This window comes from Paenibacillus sp. MT124 (assembly GCF_058792755.1).
Genome location: NZ_CM179500.1, coordinates 1,568,766 through 1,588,281, shown reverse-complemented (window position 1 = coordinate 1,588,281; position 19,516 = coordinate 1,568,766). Strand labels below are relative to the sequence as shown.

General features: G+C 49.8%; 21 protein-coding genes and 1 pseudogene. 13 read left to right on the top strand and 9 right to left on the bottom strand.

Annotation, left to right across the window (positions count from 1 at the left end; genetic code table 11):
- Positions 1–22: 22 nt before the first annotated feature.
- Positions 23–1,012 (bottom strand): polysaccharide biosynthesis protein, encoded by a 990-nt coding sequence (locus tag AC3RCI_RS07345; protein ID WP_336780975.1) that lies wholly within the window; start codon positions 1,010–1,012, stop codon positions 23–25.
- Positions 1,013–1,030: 18 nt separating this feature from the next.
- On the bottom strand, positions 1,031–1,720 hold the full coding sequence (locus AC3RCI_RS07340) for a glycosyltransferase (RefSeq protein WP_492528261.1): 690 nt from the start codon (positions 1,718–1,720) through the stop codon (positions 1,031–1,033).
- A gap of 250 nt (positions 1,721–1,970) precedes the next feature.
- On the opposite strand from AC3RCI_RS07340, the gene AC3RCI_RS07335 reads away from it, so the two are divergent.
- Entirely contained in the window at positions 1,971–2,681 is a 711-nt protein-coding gene (locus tag AC3RCI_RS07335; RefSeq protein WP_492528259.1) for a GT-D fold domain-containing glycosyltransferase, read from the top strand.
- A 252-nt stretch (positions 2,682–2,933) separates the two neighbouring features.
- Here the strand turns inward: AC3RCI_RS07335 and AC3RCI_RS07330 are convergent, their stop codons facing one another.
- A complete protein-coding gene (locus tag AC3RCI_RS07330) occupies positions 2,934–3,341 on the bottom strand; it encodes a hypothetical protein (protein ID WP_153977464.1) in 408 nt (135 codons plus the stop codon).
- Between the two features lie 190 nt (positions 3,342–3,531).
- Here AC3RCI_RS07330 and AC3RCI_RS07325 point away from each other — a divergent pair, with 190 nt between their 5' ends.
- From AC3RCI_RS07325 to AC3RCI_RS07270, 12 genes and pseudogenes are all read left to right on the top strand, one after another.
- Positions 3,532–4,653 (top strand): RluA family pseudouridine synthase, encoded by a 1,122-nt coding sequence (locus tag AC3RCI_RS07325; RefSeq protein ID WP_154892473.1) that lies wholly within the window; start codon positions 3,532–3,534, stop codon positions 4,651–4,653.
- Between the two features lie 54 nt (positions 4,654–4,707).
- On the top strand, positions 4,708–5,286 hold the full coding sequence (locus tag AC3RCI_RS07320) for an SLOG family protein (protein WP_095360495.1): 579 nt from the start codon (positions 4,708–4,710) through the stop codon (positions 5,284–5,286).
- A 112-nt stretch (positions 5,287–5,398) separates the two neighbouring features.
- Complete coding sequence (gene speD, locus AC3RCI_RS07315) at positions 5,399–6,235, top strand: adenosylmethionine decarboxylase (RefSeq protein WP_095289300.1); 837 nt, start codon at positions 5,399–5,401, stop codon at positions 6,233–6,235.
- 180 nt (positions 6,236–6,415) lie between these two features.
- Positions 6,416–6,907, top strand: a pseudogene (locus tag AC3RCI_RS07310) (GNAT family N-acetyltransferase); the annotation flags it as partial.
- A gap of 117 nt (positions 6,908–7,024) precedes the next feature.
- Positions 7,025–7,456 (top strand): NUDIX domain-containing protein, encoded by a 432-nt coding sequence (locus tag AC3RCI_RS07305; RefSeq protein WP_492529836.1) that lies wholly within the window; start codon positions 7,025–7,027, stop codon positions 7,454–7,456.
- A gap of 16 nt (positions 7,457–7,472) precedes the next feature.
- Positions 7,473–7,994 carry an ankyrin repeat domain-containing protein gene (locus AC3RCI_RS07300; RefSeq protein ID WP_492528257.1) on the top strand — a complete coding sequence of 174 codons (522 nt, stop codon included), beginning with the start codon at positions 7,473–7,475 and terminating at the stop codon, positions 7,992–7,994.
- Between the two features lie 209 nt (positions 7,995–8,203).
- Complete coding sequence (locus AC3RCI_RS07295) at positions 8,204–8,713, top strand: RNA polymerase sigma factor (RefSeq protein ID WP_249281121.1); 510 nt, start codon at positions 8,204–8,206, stop codon at positions 8,711–8,713.
- A gap of 2 nt (positions 8,714–8,715) precedes the next feature.
- Positions 8,716–10,053, top strand: coding sequence for a DUF4179 domain-containing protein (locus tag AC3RCI_RS07290; RefSeq protein ID WP_492528255.1), 1,338 nt, complete (start codon positions 8,716–8,718; stop codon positions 10,051–10,053).
- Between the two features lie 94 nt (positions 10,054–10,147).
- Positions 10,148–11,191 carry a S66 family peptidase gene (locus AC3RCI_RS07285; RefSeq protein WP_492528253.1) on the top strand — a complete coding sequence of 348 codons (1,044 nt, stop codon included), beginning with the start codon at positions 10,148–10,150 and terminating at the stop codon, positions 11,189–11,191.
- A 64-nt stretch (positions 11,192–11,255) separates the two neighbouring features.
- A complete protein-coding gene (locus tag AC3RCI_RS07280) occupies positions 11,256–11,561 on the top strand; it encodes a hypothetical protein (RefSeq protein ID WP_095289295.1) in 306 nt (101 codons plus the stop codon).
- Between the two features lie 278 nt (positions 11,562–11,839).
- Positions 11,840–12,601 (top strand): threonine/serine exporter family protein, encoded by a 762-nt coding sequence (locus tag AC3RCI_RS07275; RefSeq protein WP_153980604.1) that lies wholly within the window; start codon positions 11,840–11,842, stop codon positions 12,599–12,601.
- Positions 12,602–12,619: 18 nt separating this feature from the next.
- Positions 12,620–13,069 carry a threonine/serine exporter family protein gene (locus AC3RCI_RS07270; protein ID WP_402873608.1) on the top strand — a complete coding sequence of 150 codons (450 nt, stop codon included), beginning with the start codon at positions 12,620–12,622 and terminating at the stop codon, positions 13,067–13,069.
- 132 nt (positions 13,070–13,201) lie between these two features.
- Here AC3RCI_RS07270 and AC3RCI_RS07265 read toward each other — a convergent pair whose 3' ends face one another.
- The 6 genes from AC3RCI_RS07265 to AC3RCI_RS07240 all read right to left on the bottom strand — a co-directional run bounded on the left by AC3RCI_RS07265 (position 13,202) and on the right by AC3RCI_RS07240 (position 19,427).
- Positions 13,202–13,747: a DUF2569 domain-containing protein gene (locus tag AC3RCI_RS07265; RefSeq protein WP_492528251.1), complete on the bottom strand. Its 546-nt coding sequence runs from the start codon at positions 13,745–13,747 to the stop codon at positions 13,202–13,204.
- 103 nt (positions 13,748–13,850) lie between these two features.
- Positions 13,851–15,713: a transglycosylase domain-containing protein gene (locus AC3RCI_RS07260; protein WP_492528249.1), complete on the bottom strand. Its 1,863-nt coding sequence runs from the start codon at positions 15,711–15,713 to the stop codon at positions 13,851–13,853.
- Positions 15,710–16,432 (bottom strand): HAMP domain-containing protein, encoded by a 723-nt coding sequence (locus tag AC3RCI_RS07255; RefSeq protein ID WP_492528247.1) that lies wholly within the window; start codon positions 16,430–16,432, stop codon positions 15,710–15,712. The genes AC3RCI_RS07260 and AC3RCI_RS07255 overlap by 4 nt, the downstream gene beginning before the upstream one ends.
- Positions 16,433–16,548: 116 nt before the next feature.
- Complete coding sequence (locus tag AC3RCI_RS07250) at positions 16,549–17,691, bottom strand: sensor histidine kinase (RefSeq protein WP_492528245.1); 1,143 nt, start codon at positions 17,689–17,691, stop codon at positions 16,549–16,551.
- 66 nt (positions 17,692–17,757) lie between these two features.
- The gene (locus AC3RCI_RS07245; protein WP_492471703.1) at positions 17,758–18,489 is read right to left on the bottom strand and encodes a response regulator transcription factor; all 732 of its coding nucleotides are present in this window, start codon (positions 18,487–18,489) and stop codon (positions 17,758–17,760) included.
- The gene (locus tag AC3RCI_RS07240) at positions 18,486–19,427 is read right to left on the bottom strand and encodes an aminoglycoside phosphotransferase family protein (protein WP_492528243.1); all 942 of its coding nucleotides are present in this window, start codon (positions 19,425–19,427) and stop codon (positions 18,486–18,488) included. The genes AC3RCI_RS07245 and AC3RCI_RS07240 overlap by 4 nt, the downstream gene beginning before the upstream one ends.
- Positions 19,428–19,516 lie beyond the last annotated feature (89 nt).

Below are 19,516 nucleotides of genomic sequence, written 5' to 3'. Positions count from 1 at the left end.
TCCAAACGCTCCGCCTCCCTTGTTAGTCGATATAGCCGCCTGCACGCAAAAATTCGGCAATGGCCTGCCGCTTCATCAAGTCACTGTCCGAACCGTACTCGGAGAAGGTCACTCGGGGCAGTGTACGATATGCATCGGTCAGGCGCTTGTCCGGTTCCTGCGGCAGGATCACGTAATATTGCTCATCGTATTGATAGGTACGCGGCGCCTCATAAGGCGAAATCAGCACTTCATGCAATTTCTCGCCTGGGCGTATGCCGGTAACCTTGTAGTCGCTTGCCGGACGTCCGGCCTGTTCCAGCATGACCGACGCCAGATCCGTCATCTTACAGGCTTTCATTTTCATCACAAATGTCTCTCCGCCTACCGCAGCCTCAGCCGCCTTGAGCAGCAGATAGATGGCTTCCGTACGTGTCAGGAAAAAGCGGGTCATGCCCTTATCCGTTATGGTCAGACTTTTGCCTTCATCGATCTGGCGACGGAATAGCGGCACTACACTGCCGCTTGTACCCAGCACGTTACCACCGCGGATGCAGACAAACCGGGTGTGTTCACTCAGCCAATTGGCACGGATCATCATTTTTTCGCCAAGAGCCTTCGTCATGCCGTATACGTTAATCGGATCTACCGCTTTGTCGGTTGAGACATCGATGACTTTGGGAATCTGCATACGGATCGCGGCGCGGATAATATTCTGCGTACCGATGACATTCGTTTTAAACGCTTCGTCCGGCTGGTCCTCGCATACCGGAACATGTTTTAATGCAGCCAGATGAAAAAGGACGTCCACACCCTTGCAGGCATCCTCCACTGCGCGGTAATCCCGGATATCCCCGATGAGGAAACGCAGACGGGCATCATGGTTGAACTCCCGCTGCATGGCAATCTGGGCATATTCATTACGCGACAGAATGCGAATCTCTGCAGGGTCCTGTTCCAGCAGAACCTCAGTCAGCTTTTGACCCCAGGAGCCTGTTCCTCCAGTGATCAGAATCGTTTGTCCTTTAATCATGGATGAATCCCTCCCTGGTCAGATCATGAATTCACGTAATACCTGAGCCATCTCGTCCCGGCTTAACCGGTCTTTTGGCGGTACCTTTTTAACCGACGTGTTGTTTGAATGAACGATATTGACATAATTCCGCGGAGCGAGCAGCTCGTGCGGCAGATCGATGACATTGCCATGCGTACCTCTGCCCGGGAGCTTCACCCGGTATCCTGCTGCATACTCGGCCGTTTTGTATAAGTAGACATAGAATTGTGGTGAACGGTGAAATGCCGGGGCCATCTCGTTATTCACGCTGTCCCACAGGTAACCGTTCTGATTGATCAGTGCCATCGTCTGCGGCTGTGGCTGCACGTCATAGAGCTGCTGAACGAAGGTTCGGTGATACAGGTCATCTGAATCCAGACGGGCAATATAGATGTGCTCGACTCCTTCTGCAAAGGCCAGAATTGCCCGCACACTCTCGATATGGGTCCCAAAACGAATGTTGCTGGGAAGTGGCTCCTGCTGGGCAAGAATCTCCTGCATCAAATCACCCGACTCCTTGGATAGCTTCACAACCGTCAGAAAATCCTGATTCGTCTGCGCCTTAAGGGAGTGCAAGGTAAAGGTGCGAAAAATGCTCATTCTCCGCTCCAACCATTCTCTAGTAAGCCGCTGCGGGTCCATCCCGTAGTTATTGAAATTAATCTCAATCACAACTTTCCTAGACATAACATTCCTCCTCCTTCGAATCTGCCAATCTTCCTGTGCCGAGATCAGATCCATTTCATAGTTTTTGGCAGTCGACTCTATAGCGTATGAAAGGAAGATCGAACCGGTACGGACACTTGCACTAGTTCCTATATAAATAGATTGATATACTCCCCCAAGATTAGCCCTGCGGGTTGAACGTACAAAACGTTAAGGGAACGCGAACATAGAATAGAGCAATTCCATTTTTAAAGGAGGTTTGTATGCTGCTATGAACTCGAAATATCTTGAAATCGATGGTGTGCTGGATCAGCTGGAAGCGGCGATCAGAGAACAACGTCCATTCTCTCTTGTTCGCGTAGGAGATGGCGAGAATATTGTCATGTCCCAGGAGACCGTATGGACGACGGAGCAGGTTCTTCAGGAGCGCTGGGCCATTAAGGCCAATCTGGGGCAAAAAGGGCTTACCCTTCCCAATCTGCAGCTCCGGGATGAAGTGGCTGCTTCTCTGCAGCGGGCCGATCTCGTCGGTGTGCTTCCCTACGGAGACAGCTCAATCAAAGCCCCAGACCATCTCAAACGGCCGCTGACCGACATGCTGTTCGCCCATTTCGGCATCTCCCCTGCGCTCACTTGCCATGCCTGCGTGAACAGGGAATTAGCCCAGACGCCTCGCTTCTGGGAGATGCTCGCAGGCAAACGTATTCTGCTGGTTACCCGCGAGCTTGAGGCACTGCATAACATGCTGGAGCGGGAACCCTATCATCTGAATATTGCAGCTGCATTGCCCTTTGATCGTTGGGAACAGATGGGAGAAACACTGCAGTGGATTCAAACTAACCCGGATGCATTTGACGTTGCCCTCTTCTGCTGCGGAGTTAATGCGGTCGTCCTGGCCGAACGCACAGCTGCACTGGCGGGTAAAGTGGCAATCGACTTTGGAAAAGCCAATAACATCATTCTCAAAGGCCGTGCCAACTGATCTGCATTTATGCATTTATGAAACCTGATGGAGTAAAGCGTCACCCTCGTACGCTGTACAGCAAAAAATCCCGGACTCCTGGAGCCGGGATTTTTTTGCTTCTCTGGTAGATCTCAATCCAAGGATACTTCCTTGAGCGCCAGACCATGTTACACCAGCATCACTAGTTTGTTCCGGGTGTATGCAAACTCTGCTGGTCTTGCGAATCAGAATTTTTGACGCTCTACCTTCGGATCAAAGATTACATATCGGCTAGGTCGTTGCTGCAATGCCATAAAACATTTCCGGTCCGGTACGCACTGCCGTGGACACACCGGAAATAAACGAAGTATACACACTCTCCAGAGCAGGTGGTGCTGACAGGTCCTGTGCCGTAAACGAATGGAATTCAGCCCCGCCGTTCTGTCCTATCGTGCCTTCAGCCCGATAGATTAAAAAGAACGGATCATAAAAGCTGCCGCGGACGATTTCGACAACGAACGTATCTCCGATCTCCCCGGTTACACCAACCGTGCCATTCAAGGTGATAATGGGATTCGCAACACCAAGGGTCTGAAGGCCAATCGATCCGAACGCTTCCGGGGATGGACCCAGAGATAAACCGGGCTGTCCTACGGTTCCCGAGTTCATCGAAGTTCTCATATCGAGGAACACACCCATGAGTAACACCTCCAATGCTGTGGGATACGTTATTCTATGAATCTCGATTCTCGCTCGCTTGGATGGATACCAGATTCGTTCCACCTATTTTTATTTGCACCCGGTTAATGGTATATTGAACTGCATAAACGAAATGAACGGATCGTATGCACACAAGCGGTACAGGCTGTTCAGAAGGAGATTAGTATTCATGAATAAACGCAATCGATCAACAGGCCGTCCATCAGCCAAAGGTAAAGGACCAGCGAGTGCCTCGGCAGCACGTTCCCCGAAAGCAAACGCTTCGACTTCGTCTTCTGGGGCTTCCACATCCCGTAATAGCGGAGCATCGAAGCAGCCCTTAATCTCGAAGTCCCCGGCAGCTTCCAAGCCCAAACATTCAGGTGCTCCTAAACGCGCGGGCAATGCCCATTATCGTAAGCAGGAACCACCTCGCCAATATAAAGTAACTGAACCGGATGAGCTGCTGAACTTCCTGCTCCAACATCTAAAATCAGGCCGGAATGCAGTCAAGTCCATCCTGGGACGGGGACAAGTATCCGTAGATCAGACCGTAGTCACCAAGTTTAACCATCCGCTGACGCCTGGACAGATGGTATCCATCAGCAAGGAAGGCGCCGTAGCCGCACCAACCATGTCAGGACTCACGATTTTGCATGAAGACGATGACATTATCGTCATTCGCAAGGATGCCGGACTGTTGTCCATTGCAGCAGATCGGAGCGATGAGATTACCGCGTATCGTCAACTGACGGAGCACGTACGCCGCACCGATTCGCGGAACCGCATATTTGTCGTGCACCGGCTCGACCGGGATACATCAGGTGTCATGATGTTTGCGAAGAGTGAGGAAGTGAAGCAGAATCTGCAGGACAACTGGAAGGACAAGGTGCAGGAACGCGTATACGTGGCGCTTGTCGAAGGTCAGGTAGCCAAACCGGTGGGCACCATCTCCTCGTGGCTGAAGGAGAGCAAAACGCTGAAGATGTACTCCAGCCCACGTCCCAATGATGGACAGCATGCCGTTACACACTATAAAAGACTGCAATCGAACCGTGAATTCTCCCTGCTCGAAGTTCGGCTGGAGACCGGCCGCAAAAACCAGATCCGCGTGCATATGGAAGATCTCGGCCATCCCATTGCAGGTGACAAGAAATATGGTTCTCGCACCAAAACACTCGGACGTCTTGGACTCCATGCGCGCGTGTTATCCTTCATTCATCCTACGACGGACGAACTCATGACCTTCGAGACGGATATTCCGAAGCAATTCCTCTATCCTTTCCGTACAGATGCGCCAGCTTCGAAGTAACCTTGATGGTTGGGCGTTTAGAGGACAAGTTGTGCTGGGAAGGAGGAATTTAAGCTGAAAAACCTGTTAATTACCGGATACCGGGCACATGAACTGCAAATTTTCGGACAGAAGCATGAAGGAATTCCCTTCATCAAAAAGGCTATCTCCTCTCGTCTCACGCCACTTGTGGAGGATGGTCTGGAGTGGGTGCTAACGCCTGGACAATATGGTGTGGACCTGTGGGCCTGCGAGGTGGTACTTGAGCTAAAAAAGACCTATCCCCACTTGAAGCTGTCCATCATCACTGCGTTTCAGAACCCGGAGGAACAATGGAAGGAAGACAAGCAGGAGTACTACCGCACCATCCTTCAGGGCGTGGATTACTACGGAGCGGTGAGCAAGCAGCCTTACATCGGCCCATGGCAATTCACAGCACGCGATGACTTGCTGCTGCGCAAAAGCGATGGCATCCTGCTGGTTTATGATGAGGATGCCGCAGAGGGCAGCCCCCGTTTTGTAAAGGAAAAAGCCGTGAAGAAGCAGCAGAATGAGGATTACACGATCATCAGTGTCACTTCCGAGGATATTCAGTCCATCGCCGAAGACGAGCGGATGAACAGTGTAAGCGAATATGAGGACTCCTCATTTTAAAGCGCCTTGAAAAGCCGGAATTCGCACTTATGTTTTTTTTGGCGGAAGGTTGGGTATAAGTAGTATTAAAACTGCGATTACCATGTCGTATGGATAAAGGGGAACTGCAGCCATGACATTAACGCCTGAGCAGCGCATTCAACTGCATGGGTTCAACAACCTGACCAAGTCGCTGAGCTTCAACATGTACGACATCTGCTACACAAAAACCAAAGAAGAACGCGAAGCTTATATTGAATATATCGATGAACAGTACAACGCGGATCGGCTGAGCAAAATTCTGAAAAATGTCGCAGACATCATTGGTGCGCATGTACTCAATATCGCGCAGCAGGATTATGTCCCCCAAGGGGCCAGTGTGACGATGCTTGTCTCGGAAGGACCGATCGTGGAGGTTCCGGAGGAATCATTTGAAGAATCCCCAGGTCCGCTCCCGGATAATGTGGTCATGCAGCTCGACAAGAGCCATATCACCGTTCATACGTATCCTGAATTTCACCCCAGTGAAGGAATCAGTACCTTCCGTGCCGACATCGACGTCTCCACCTGTGGGGAAATCTCGCCGCTGAAGGCGCTAAATTATCTGATCCATTCCTTTGACACGGACATCATGATCATGGATTATCGGGTACGTGGATTCACGCGGGATACGAGCGGCCGCAAGCTGTTTATCGACCACGAGATCGGTTCGATTCAGAATTATATTCCGGACGAGATCAAAAAAGGCTTCGACATGATTGACGTTAACGTGTATCAGGAAAATATTTTCCACACGAAATGCAAGCTGAAGGCGTTTGACCTCGATAACTACCTCTTTGGTTATACCAAGGACAAGCTGAGCCAGGCGGAACAGCATGAAATTACGGAGTGGCTGAAGCTTGAGATGGATGAGATTTATTATGGCAAAAATATAAACCGTCCTTCTGTACAGAATTCCGATTCGTTATAATCCATCATCGGGCTATGCGCCCCACTAACAGGGCTTTGCTGACAAACGGGTCGGCAGAGCCTTTTTGCTGTCCTTCGGTAATTGTCTGGCATCCATAGTATAATAAACATACGAGATATTTTTTAGCTTACACGACCTAAAACCTAAAGCAGATTATAAATCAAAAGAGGTGTACGCAGCATGGCTCCACGTAACTTGAATGCTTTTCACGGCTCCAAAGTCCGGCTCGCTGCCCCATGCCCGGAAGATTGCATGCGTCTGGCACGTTACACGGACAATTACGAATATTTGCGCAACCTGGATACAGACATTGCGGTTCCGCTAACCCCGGACGAGACGGGTTCATCTGCTGTTCGAAGAGACAACGGTTTTGAATTTGCCCTGCGAACACTGGAGGACAATCGATTTATCGGATTTACCGCTCTTTACCGAATTGAATGGAACAATCGCTCAGCTCGTCTTGCCATTGGCATTGGTGAGGATAAGGATCGTGGTCAGGGATACGGGAGTGATGCACTTGCCCTGATTATTCGGTATGGCTTTCATGAACTGAATCTGAACCGGATTGCGCTGGAAGTGATTGAATACAATGAAGCTGCCAGACGGGCCTATCTAAAAGCCGGATTCCGGGAGGAAGGTCGGCAGCGCTCCGCTGTCTTGCGGGATGGAACCCATTATGATCTGATCTCCATGAGCATTCTGGCTGAGGAGTGGGCAGCCCGGACCGGACTTCCGCTGTCGTTCCAATCCACATCGCCGAAGCTGAAATCCGAATACGCAGCATCCACTATGCCTGCTGCAGCTGCCTCCGATCAACCTCGTATCGGTGTCGGGGCTGTTATTCTGAACGAACGTAATGAGGTGCTTCTCGTATGGCGGAATCGTCAGCCGGAGCAGTACACTTGGAGCATTCCCGGGGGCAAAGTCGACCCTTACGAATCACTCGAAACGGCGGTCGTTCGGGAGATTAAGGAAGAAGTGGATCTGGATATTACCATCGATCAATTGCTCTGCACCGCTGAGACGATTCGTCCGGAACGAGAAGAACATTGGATATCGGTCCTCTACTCAGCCCGGAATATTTGCGGCATCGCCCGGAACCTGGAAGAAGGCGGCGCAATTGGCGAGATCGGCTGGTTCCCGCTCCATGACCTGCCTTCCCCACTCGCCTGTTTTGCCGTACCTGCCCTAGAGGCAGCTAAGCGACTTTATATGGATTAGAATGGAGGTCATTCGGTTGAATCAATCCGAAGCAATTCACGCATTATTTCAGGCAGCGCAACATGGTGATATAGCGAAGCTGCAATCGGTTCTTGCTGCCTTCCCTGAGCTGGCCAACACCGAGAATGGAGATGGGCTTACCCCACTGGGATATGCCTCGCATTATGGACAAGCAGATGCAGTTCGTACTCTCCTGGATCATGGAGCAGAAGTAAATGCCATTTCTCATTCCAGGATCTCATTCATTCCTTCCAATACGGCACTGCATGCGGCGCTTGCAGGGGAGCGTTCTTCAGAGGTCATCCGTCTGTTGCTGGAACATGGAGCATCTTGCAGCATCCTTGACAGTGATGGACAGAATGCCCTCCATTCTGCGGCATTTCATACGAATCAGACTGAACTGATTCAACTGCTGCTTCAGCATGGTGCGGACCCGAATGCTCTGAATGCAGCAGGTCAAACTGCACTGGACATCGCAACCGAACGCGGCAACACTTCTACCGCCTCCTATCTGCGAGAAGCAGCTGCAACCGAATAGTAATCAACCGCATGCAAAATGAAACACAACATGAATAACCGTCAGGACTCTTGTTGCACTACAAAGAGACGGCCTGGCGGTTGTTTGCGATCTGATTCAAGGTAATGAACGAGAATTTGAGCAATGATCTACATATTTTTCTTAAAGCAAGAACCGATTGGCCCTGCACACGGTCTAATACGAAACAAAGCCATGAAAGGAGGCGCCATGTGACCCCTACAGAGCTTACCGCTGCCGCACAAAAAGGGGATGCTGAGGCTTTTGCTGCCTTGATGGCAATGCATCAGAGCCGCCTGTATCGGATCGCTTATGCTTACCTGCACAACGAGGGTGATGCCCTGGAAGCGATACAGGAGTCTACATACCGAGCATACCGCAAACTAAAAAAACTAAAAGAGCCTTCATACTTCGGCACCTGGCTCATTCGTATCCTGCTCAATTACTGTGCAGACGAGCGCAAACGGAAGAACCGTTACAGCCCCGTCACGGAGATGCACGAACCGAGCAGCTGGGATCGTCCCGAAGACCCGGATCTCGCCGCAGCAGTATCTGCTTTGGACCCGGATTGCAAGCAGATTATTATCCTGAGTTATTTCGAAGGATTCTCCCTGACCGAAACCGCAGAGATCCTCGACATTCCGGTTGGTACGGTCAAATCCCGACTTCACCGGACACTTGGACAGCTTCGTGCTCAGCTAGAAATGAAAGGAGATGCATGATCATGACCGATGAACAGAAGCAGCTTGAGGAGTTGGAACAACGTCTGCATGGACGTAAAACGGAATACGATACGATCGCCGTCCCGGATGCTGCGGTGCAGCAGTCCGTACAGACCGGAATACGTCAGGCTGCACGCAAGCGCAAATCGCGGGTACGCTGGTACATGAGCTCGATCTCGGCAGCGGCCATCATCCTGCTGTTTACCGGGTGTATCCGAGTCTCCCCTGCCTTTGCCTCCTTCGTGGAGCAATGGCCTGGCATGGAGGGCATCGTCAGCATGATTCGCCAGGACAAAGGGCTGCAGATGGCGATTGATCAATCCCTGCTGCAGAAGGTCGGGATTACCGACGAGCATGACGGCGCTTCCGTGACCATTGACGGTATTATTACTGACGAGTCACGCATGGTAATTTTTTATACGATGAAAGGCATGAAAGATCTGGAGAAGGGTGAGTATGATATCGACTTGCTTGATGGGAATGGCAAGAATCTTCCTGTTGGGTTTAGCTATGGTTCACCGAGACCGACTTCTAATGAAAATGTTCATGAGAATATGATTGATGTTATCTTTCCCGACGAGGTCTCACCACCGGACGAGCTGAGTGTGGTGTTCAAAACCAGAGGTAAAGCGAATCCTGGAGAATGGAAGGTCACTTTACCTGTAGACAAAAATTTAACCCAAGGCATGAAGAGAGTTCTGCCGGTGAATCAAACATTAACGGTAGATGGGCAGCGTATTGATGTCAAACAAGCTACCCTGTATCCGACTCGTCTCGTACTTGATGTGGCATTTGATCCGAAAAATACGAAGAAGGTATTCGGGCTCAGCGATCTTCAACTGGTTGATGAGCAAGGGCGTGCATGGAGAACGGACACAACAATGGGTGGCGATGACGAACGTTCCATTTACTTTGAGAGTATGTATTTCTCCATACCGAAAAAGCTTACTTTGCAAGGATCTGGTCTTTCTGGTCTGGATAAGGATGAACTGGATCTCTCCCTTGATTTGGAGTCTGGGACTATTACAGGAGGTCCTCCAACTATGAAGTTTATGGGAAGCCGGATTGCTGGAAAAGACCGGATTCTAATGTTCTCTGTACCAGACATGGAGGGCGGATTTGCTTTGGGCTTTACCGAGATTAAAGACGAAGCTGGCAAGAGTTACAATGTGCCAACCTCCAGTTGGCGTACTAAAGATGGAGATTCTTCTGGGATTACAACTGTCCACTCTACTGTAGAAAACGGAGCAAAAATAAAAGGCCATCTACAAATGAAGCTGAGCACTTATCCAATGAAAATCACAGCACCATTCTCTCTCGAAATTCCTTTGGATAACTAATTCTAAAATAACGGCTGGAATCAATAGGGATATTCTATATAATGGAAATCATCTATCAAACAAACAATGATGAACAGAAACGGAGGCTTACACTATGAATCCCCCTTCCATCCGTTACCCCCAGCCGCTTGCTACAGGAGACACCATTGGTGTGGCCGCACCTTCCAGTGGTGTGGATGAATCCCTGCATCATTATCTGAATGAGAGCAAACGAAATATGGAGCGACTTGGTTTTCACGTTCAGGAGAGTCGCTGGCTGCGGCAAAATATCAAATGTGTAAGCTCATCCAAAGAGAACCGTGCAGAAGAGATAAACACCTTTTTCCATGATCCAGCGATCAAGGCCATCATTCCACCGTGGGGCGGAGAGTTTCTGATGGATATCCTGCCATTGCTGAATTGGGAAGCTCTGCGGTCACTACCGCCAAAATGGGTTCTGGGCTACTCGGATATCAGTACCTTTTTATTCGCCTATACCCTGCTCACGGGAACGGCTACAGCACATGGCACCAACTATGTGGACCTCAGATCGAACAAGCTCGATCCGGTGACCGCCCGCTGGATTGATGTATTACAGACGGGTCAGGGAGGACAGATTACGCAATCTTCCTCCACTCATTATCAATCAGCCTGGATACGGGAGTCACCCGGTTTCAATCTGGACACCCCTTCTCGCTGGAAACTTCTCGGTCAACCTGATGACGCGAACGCCGCTGTTACGTTCTCGGGACGACTCCTGGGCGGCTGTATGGATACCATCACCTGCCTAATTGGCACTCCTTACGCGCCGGTTGCATCGTATCTGGACCAGTATTGCGCAGATGAAGGCACCATCTGGTATTTGGAGAGCTGCGAGATGAACGCAGGGGATATTTATCGCCATCTGTGGCAGATGAGACAGGCCGGCTGGTTTGCTGGCGTAAAGGGCTTTTTGTTCGGCAGACCAGCGGGATATTCGGATACCGGAGATTTCAATTTTACCGATGCCTTGTCCTCTGCACTCGGGGATCTGAATGTGCCTGTACTTTACGATGTGGACCTCGGTCACATTCCTCCGCAGATTACTTTTGTGAACGGAGCACTGGGCCATGTCGATTATCGGGCTGGACGCGCGGGACTTCAGATGTCATTTGTGTAATCACCTTTTGTAGGCGGATGCATACCTTGAAGTAAGAACTTATTTCGAGGAAGGGTTGTGCACCATGTCTGAATCCACATCCACGCCATCCGCACGCGTCGTCTACCAGGCTAATCAACCGATGCTCCAATCCGTGCAAAGTGTGCGGAATATGCTTCATCATACAGCCCGGCAGTATGTGGGCCAGAAAGTACAGGTCCAAAATATCGATGGTCAGGTATGGGAAGGCGTCATCATCAGTGCTGATCGGGGAATTCTGTATCTCCAGGTTACACCAATGCATGGATACCCGGAGCCGCGCGCACTGTTTGGACCAACCATCCTGCCACTCGTGCTGTATGAGCTGCTGGTTATTACCCTGTTAATGTAGTCCGAACAATTTGCAATAACGCAATATTCAAAAGGCTTCGCTCCTGTAACCTCCGGGGATCAGGGACGCAGCCTTTTTGGTGCTGCTGCAGACTATTGAGCGGATGTATTAAAAATGTGTGTATGACTTTATCACTCGTGCGGTATGTTTCCGTGTTAACGTGTGAAATATGATACAATGGTGTCGGCCCCAGGGCTTATCTCATAAGAAACGGAGCATGATCCCGCTTGGAATACAACTCTCTTGATCCCCTTCCCACGGTCCAGACCGAGAAGGAGATTCCGGAAAAGAATACGACTGAACAGTCCCGCGTGATTGCCATCTGCTTGCTGGCAGGCAAGATCATGCTGCAAAGCGGGGGCGAAACCTACCGTGTGGAAGATACGATGAAACGGATGGCTGCCGCCCTGGGACTCCCTCATTCACATAGCTATGTTGTACCGACAGGTATCTTTTTCTCGGTGGATGCTACCGAACCAGCCAAGCTGATTCGGATCTCCGAGCGCACCACAGATCTGGATAAGGTGTCCGAAGTGAACGCCGTCTCCCGCCGCATAGGCCAAGGGGAACTCTCCGTTCAGGAAGCCCATGATCTGCTGCTGCAGATTGAAGGTAAACCCTCCTCCTATTCTGCACGGGTCAAACTGCTTGCCGCGGCACTATCGAGTGGTTGTTTTACCATCATGTTCGGCGGAGGCTGGGATGACTTCCTGCCTGCTGTGATCTGCGGAGGAATCGGTTATGCCGCAGTTATTGTTTTTCACCGGCTGGTGCTGGTCAAGTTTTTCGCAGAGCTCAGCGCTTCTTTTGTTATCGGCTTACTCGCCTTCTTACTTGTTGCTATCGGAGCTGGACATGAACGCGACAAAATCATTATCGGATCGGTCATGCCGCTCGTACCCGGACTCCTGATTACCAATGCGGTGCGTGATCTGATGGCTGGACATCTGGTGTCCGGGTTATCCAAGGGAGCTGAGGCGTTCCTGACGGCGTTTGCCATTGGTACAGGCATTGCGGTTGTATTTTCACTTTTTACGTAAGACGGAGGTATGCAGGTTATGCTTCATTTTATAGAACAAGCCCTGACCAGCTTTGTCGCTTCGGCTGCGTTTGGCATCATATTCAATGCTCCACGCCGCATGCTGCTTCATGGCGGCTTCGTCGGCATGATCGGCTGGATTATTTATGTCGTGCTGGAATATGCGGCAGATGCCGTTCCTGCTACACTTGCAGCTACCATCGCAGTTGGTGTGATCAGCCAAATGTTCTCCCGTCTGTTCCGGGCGCCGGTCATTATCTTCAGCGTTGCGGGTATCATTCCACTCGTCCCTGGTGGTCTCGCGTATAACGCCATGCGCAGTTTTGTACAGAATGACTACAGTGCGGCCATCGAGATGGCTGCCAAAGCACTAATGTTATCTGGAGCCATCGCTGTAGGACTTGTCCTCTCTGAAGTTCTCAACCAGATGATACGCCGACTGCCTGGCGCGCTAAGGGCCAAGTCCTAATCGGTTCTAGAATTACATATCGACTCATACATCTGATGGTCATAGAAAAGGCCCGTTTCATCAGGATTTAACCTGATCATAACGGGCCTTTTAAAATTTAATGCTTTTGGGTGATTGCTTGGCAGGAATGGATTACTTTACGAATGTGTTTTTCACCCGGACCGACTTCAGAAAATATGGGATGAAGATGCAGCATGTCAGTATCGATCTGATGGTTAAATTCCGTGCGGGAGTTGTATCGAACGCGTTCAGCGCTCCTGGAATCTCAGTCTGACCAATCATGATCCATGTCCCAATGGCAGCCAGCACGTTAGCCAAGTACAGCATGATCATCATGCGAGGAAACTGCCTTTTTTTCGTATACAACAGGATCAAATTCACAATAACAATGATCAGAAGAACGACGTTACTTATGGCTCCGTACCATAATAACGGGTTCATGACACGATGGTACAGGTCCAGATCCGCTTCACTGAACATTCCCCGATCGGCCGGATTCATGATAACAGAAACCTGGGACAGATCCACAACCAGTAGCAGCAGTGAAGCAATTAAGCTAATCTGAATTAGAATAAGCCAGCCGCCCAAGCCGGATATTCCAGGCAGCTCCACCCTTGTCCCGGGTTCAGCAAACAATTGTCTTGTGTCAACATCGATGTTACGTTCTTGATCTCCCATCTCATCCTCCCTCCAAACTGTTAAAACGTACATTATACCTCATGATCCATATTTTGTGTTGTAAATCAGGAAATAAAATCCAACAGGTTGGATCCATCCAGCTTTACCGTCCTGCACGGTTCATTACTGATGCAAACAAATCTGCCGCTGCCCCACTTCCCGAACGCATGTAATGTTCTGTATCGGTGTGGTCAAACCCCATCCAGACAGCTGCAGTCCACTTGCTCGTGTAACCGACGAACCACAGATCCCGATTACCATCCCTGCCGATCCCAGGTACTGCCGCCTGTGTCGTTCCCGTCTTCCCCGCCACCTTGTACCCACTTAGCTGGGCCCGGCTGCCGGTTCCCTGGCTAACCACATTTTGCAGCATCATGGTCATTGTATTAGCCGTAGTGGACGTGATCACCTGCTTGTTCTCGGGTCGATACGCGTAAATGATTCGTCCATTCGTGTCCCTAATCTCCCGAATTAGATGTGCTGTATTGAATCTGCCATCATTCGCAAACACGGAATAGGCCTGGGCCATTTTCAGCGGTGATACGCCTTTATATACACCTCCCAGCGCAATGGAGAGGTTGTAATCTTCCTGATCCAGTTCAATCCCCAGCCGGCTTGCAAACTCATGTGCCTGTTTCAGCCCCGTCTGATTCAGAAGCCATACCGCTGGTGCATTAATGGACCTCTGGAGTGCAGATGACATCGTGACAGAACCTCTATACCGCCCTCCCAGATTGCTTGGTCGATAACTGCCATACGACGTGCGTTTGTCAGGCAGCATGCTCTCCGGTTTAAAATGACCGGATTCCAGAGCTGGACCGTACGCAATAATCGGCTTAAATGCCGAACCAGGCTGCCTCGCGTCGGTGATTGCCCGGTTCATGCCACCTGTCACCGGATTTCGTCCACCCATCATCGCTTTCACTTCACCATTATGCTGATCAACAATAACCATACTGGCCTGTACCTGTTCATCTTTCCGATCATCACTAAAATGTGAGGGGTCACGGAATGCTTCCTCCATGGCTAGCTGTGCCTGGCTGTCGAGTCCGGTGTGAATGGTCCATCCTGCAAATTGAATATCTGTTTCTCGCCTGCCAGTAAGACGAGCAGCTTCCTGCATCACTGTATCCACCACAGATATATAATCCGGCTTAGGTTGTTCTGCACCACCTGACACAGATGCTGCTTCAGGCGGCGTATAGTCTACGCGGCGTGCTTCCTGCATTTGTTCTCGGGTAATCAGCCCATGTTTGTACATTAGAGCAAGGATGACGGAGCGTCTGTGCTTGGATCGCTCATCATCATCCACCGGATTATAGATGGAAGGCCCCTTGGGAATACCCGCCAGCGTAGCGATCTGCCATAGCTCAAGCTGATGCAGGTCTTCATGGCCGAAGTAACGCCGCGCGGCGGCTTTCACTCCATACTGCTGGCGCCCCATATAAATATGATTCAGATACATTTCCAGCAGTTCATCCTTGCTAAATCTCTTCTCCAGCGAAATGGCTATCGACATTTCGTTCACTTTCCGCACCAGCGTTTTCTCTCCGTTCAAGTACAGATTTCTGGCCAACTGCTGCGTAATGGAGCTGCCTCCCTGACTCCAATCCATATGTGCGATATCCTGCACAACAGCCCGGCTTATACCGATATAATCGATCCCTTTATGCTGATAAAAACGGCGGTCTTCCGTAACCAGAAATGCCTGTATTAACAGCTCGGGCATGTCTTCGAGATCCGTATATTCTGCAAACCCGCTCGACTGCGTACGGAATCTGGCAATTTCAGCTCCAGTCGAGTCAGTAATAACGGCCGAAGAGGCTTGGGCTATGGCCTCCGGATGATTACGCACCATAGCCTCACCGTATAGAGCCATATAGAGAAAACCCATTAGTAACAAAACAACAACGACTACTGCTGCGTCAAAAATATAATAAATTCCCTTCTTTATCTTCTTTCTCAATATCCCTGCTCCTTGCCTTCCTGTTCTTCCGGGAAGGCATGTTCACGCGCATCCAGGTAAACGGACTCAAGCGCATGCTGTAACAGTAATGTCTGTTCATAGGCAAGCCTAACCCAATGCTCTATCTCAGCTTCGTCTCGGCAGTGTCCTTTCATGATTTCCTCCAGTGCAGAACGAACACCATACAGCGTCAGTTTGATCGGCAAATCGGATTGCGCCGAACCTCGCTGCACTTCATCTCTTTTCATCCTTTCATCAGCATGATTATCGAGACCTGGAGTATATTCAGTCATTGAAGCGGAACCTTCACGTCCACTCAACTTCCCCTTGTGCATGCGGAGCGCAACGTCATTCAGATTGGCTGCGATCTGCCGGAGCTCGCCTCGATTCAACACCTCAATCGGGGCGGGGATCTGCCCTGCAGCCATCTCCTGTGTTCCCATGGTAATCCGGTTCATATCGTCTGAAATTTTCTGGGATCGAATCCAAAAGAACAGAGCAAATAAGGCTCCTCCGATGAATATCAAGAAGGGCCTTGTTCCGACATGGTTGATTCCCCAGTGGACGATACGAGTGAACCCTGTCGCCTCAGACAAGATGTGATGATAAGCGAAACGTGACATGCGATAAACGACAAACAGGAGCATGGCGCTAAGCAGCGCACTTGCTCCACAGATGTATATGTATCTTAATCTGACTGTACGTAATGAACCTCTCATATTCGGTCTCCTCCTCCATTTAAGTAGATCCTTGTGGATTGAGGTTAAGCTTACCGAATACTTCTTAATAAGGAAGTGGTTAACTTCTTATCATTTTCTTAAAATAGCTGCTTTTGTTACCTTCCCTGTTCCTCTGAAACATGATGAACAGAGGCAGGAGCCAGCGGGAAGCGGGTCACAAAATCGGTTCTGCCATTCTCACTGAATGCGGCGATATGGCCATGATGCAGCTCAATCATGGATTTGGCAATAGCGAGGCCAAGCCCCGTGCCTCCCGTTTCGCGCGAGCGGGATTTGTCGACCCGGTAGAACCTTTCGAATAAATGAGGCAGATCCTGAGCCGGGATAGATTCTCCATAATTACTGATACGGGTCACTGCTTCTCCCTCATCAAGGGATAATGCAATTTCAACAACTTTCCCTTGTGCTCCATACCGGATTGCATTGCTGAACAAATTCTCGTAGGCCCGGACAAGTTCTCCCGGAGCTGCCATAATCCAGAGCGGCTCCTGACCGCCAGTGATCTTGTACGTCATGCCTGCCTCTTCCAGCATGGGAGCAAACTCCTCAGCCAACTGCATCAGAAACGGATTCAGATTAAGCGGTGTCAGAGACAAGGGAAGGCTTCCACCGCTAACACGTGTATACTCGAATAAATCATCAATCAATTTCCTTAAGGTTAAGGATTTCTCATATGCAATGCTGACATAATAACGCATTTCAATCTCGTCCTGGTACCGATCCTTCTCGATGTACTCCAGGAAACCAAGAATGGAGGTCAGCGGGGTTCTAAGATCATGAGAGATACCCGTGATCAGGTCATTTTTGGCAGCTACCGCACTTCGCTCTTCCTGCAGCGATTGCTGCAATTGCTCGGCCATCTGATTGATGCTGGCAGCAACCACGCCGAATTCGTCCGATGTCTTCACCTCGATCCGGTGTGACAGCTCCCCTTTGGCCACCTCCTGGATGCCGTCAGTAATTTCATCCAGAACCAGCATCACCCTGCGCGTGAACAGGAAAAAGAACAGTACAAAAGCTAACACGCCGATTATAATCATCAGCGGAACAGAACCAACATGGTTAATCAGCCACCGGATTCCTCTGGCTGGAATGGAGTAATCGGGATATACCTGAGCTGCCAGAATCGATTGCACAACCTTGCTGCCGCCATACAGAATAGCTGCCGTCAAAATCCCGCTCAGCAGAAAGGCATAGATAAACTTCCACCGGACCGTATTAATCAATTTTGAATTCATTCACAAGACTCCCTGCTCATGTGCTTCAACTTCCATGCAACGTGGCGATATAATTGAGCATTTGTGTTACGGCTTAATCATTTTGTAGCCAACGCCCCACACAGTTTGAATAAACTTCGGATGTTTGCTGTCGACTTCAATTTTCTCGCGAATCTTCCGGATATGTACCATCACCGTATTATTGGATTCCATAAATTCTTCTTTCCATACCTGTCTGTAAATCTGCTCCATGCTTAATACAGAGCCTTGATGACGTGCGAGCAGTTCCAGCACGGCAAATTCTCGCGGAGTTAGCCGAACAGGCTGCTCGTCTACCCAGACCTCATGTGTATCCGTATTGATGACCAGATCATCGATGACCCATTCATGCTCCTTGTGTTCCCGTCCTTCATTGAACGTATAGTACCTGCGAAGCTGGGATTTGGCCCGGGCAACAAGTTCAAGGGGATTAAACGGCTTGGTCACATAATCGTCCGCACCAATGCTTAGTCCCGTTATCTTGTCGATATCCATGCTCTTGGCGGACAGCATGATGATAGGCATCTTCTGCTCTTCTCTGATCTTCATGCACGCTTCGATTCCGTCCATATTCGGCATCATGACATCCAGAATAATCAGATCGATCTGTTCTTTCTTCAGTTGTTCCAGTGCTTCGATTCCGTCACTTGCCGTCAAAACCCTGTAACCTTCATTGCCAAAATAAATCTCCATCAGTTTAATAATTTCCTGCTCGTCATCCACAAGCAGAATGGTAGCTGGCTGTGCCACGGCATTATTCCTTTCGATTCCATGAATCATTGATTCTTCAAATTATACCACCGGGGAACGAATCTGCGAAAATCATCATGATCTACCCGAACACGCTCAATCTTGTCCATCATGTCATTTGTCTCTTCCGGTTTCACCTGCTGGATCCACACCACAGAAGATACAAGCGCCATTGCTGTGTATAAGGAATACAACCTCCAGAACTGCTCGTCAGGCTCGTTACCGCCAAAGTAACCCTGGATCTGTCCAATGGAATAGGGAATGCTCGTCTCGGATGCAAACAGGCCCAGCTTCAGAAATTCATGAACCGGATCACCCTGGTCAAAGCGGTTGAAATCAATGACTCCTGCAAGCTTATCATCCTTGATGACAAGATTGCCCGGATGAAAATCATCATGCTGGAATCCATCGGGCCGATGTTTCATCCAGTCCAGATTCTCTTCGATAAATGCCAGAACATGCTGATCATGTTCCATTTTGACAGAACACTGTCTATACTTCTCCACATAAAGCTTATGCTTCTTGCTCTTGCGGACGTACCACGATTCTGCTTGGTCCTCTACCTTGAAGCGATGGATCTTTCGCAGTTCTGTACCTGCTTCCATGCCTACATCCCATTGACTTTGTTGGCTCATGTGGGGAAGAGCCTCCGATGCTTCTTCACCCTCGATATAGCCAAGCAGCATATAACCATTCTGTTCATCCAGCCGTCCCATGCTTATCGGTAATGGACAGCGGACACCCAATTCCCGCATGGCAGTCATGCATTGATATTCAGTCCTTTTCAAAGATTCCTGAGACAGGTGATATGTACGCAGCAAAAAATGCCCCTGATCCGGGACAAAGACCTTACATTTCAGATCCGATGAATAACCCCTCAACAAGGGCTCCACCTCTGTTACCTGATGCAGTTGAGGAATGTTCTGAAGCAAGCCATGTAACGCCTGATATGTGAGATTCCGTTTCAACTCATGGTCCTCCGCTCTTAATGTATAAATAGTATCGTCCGTCTATTGGTCCTTTAACCTATTGCAGTACCGGACTCGCAAGCTTCTAT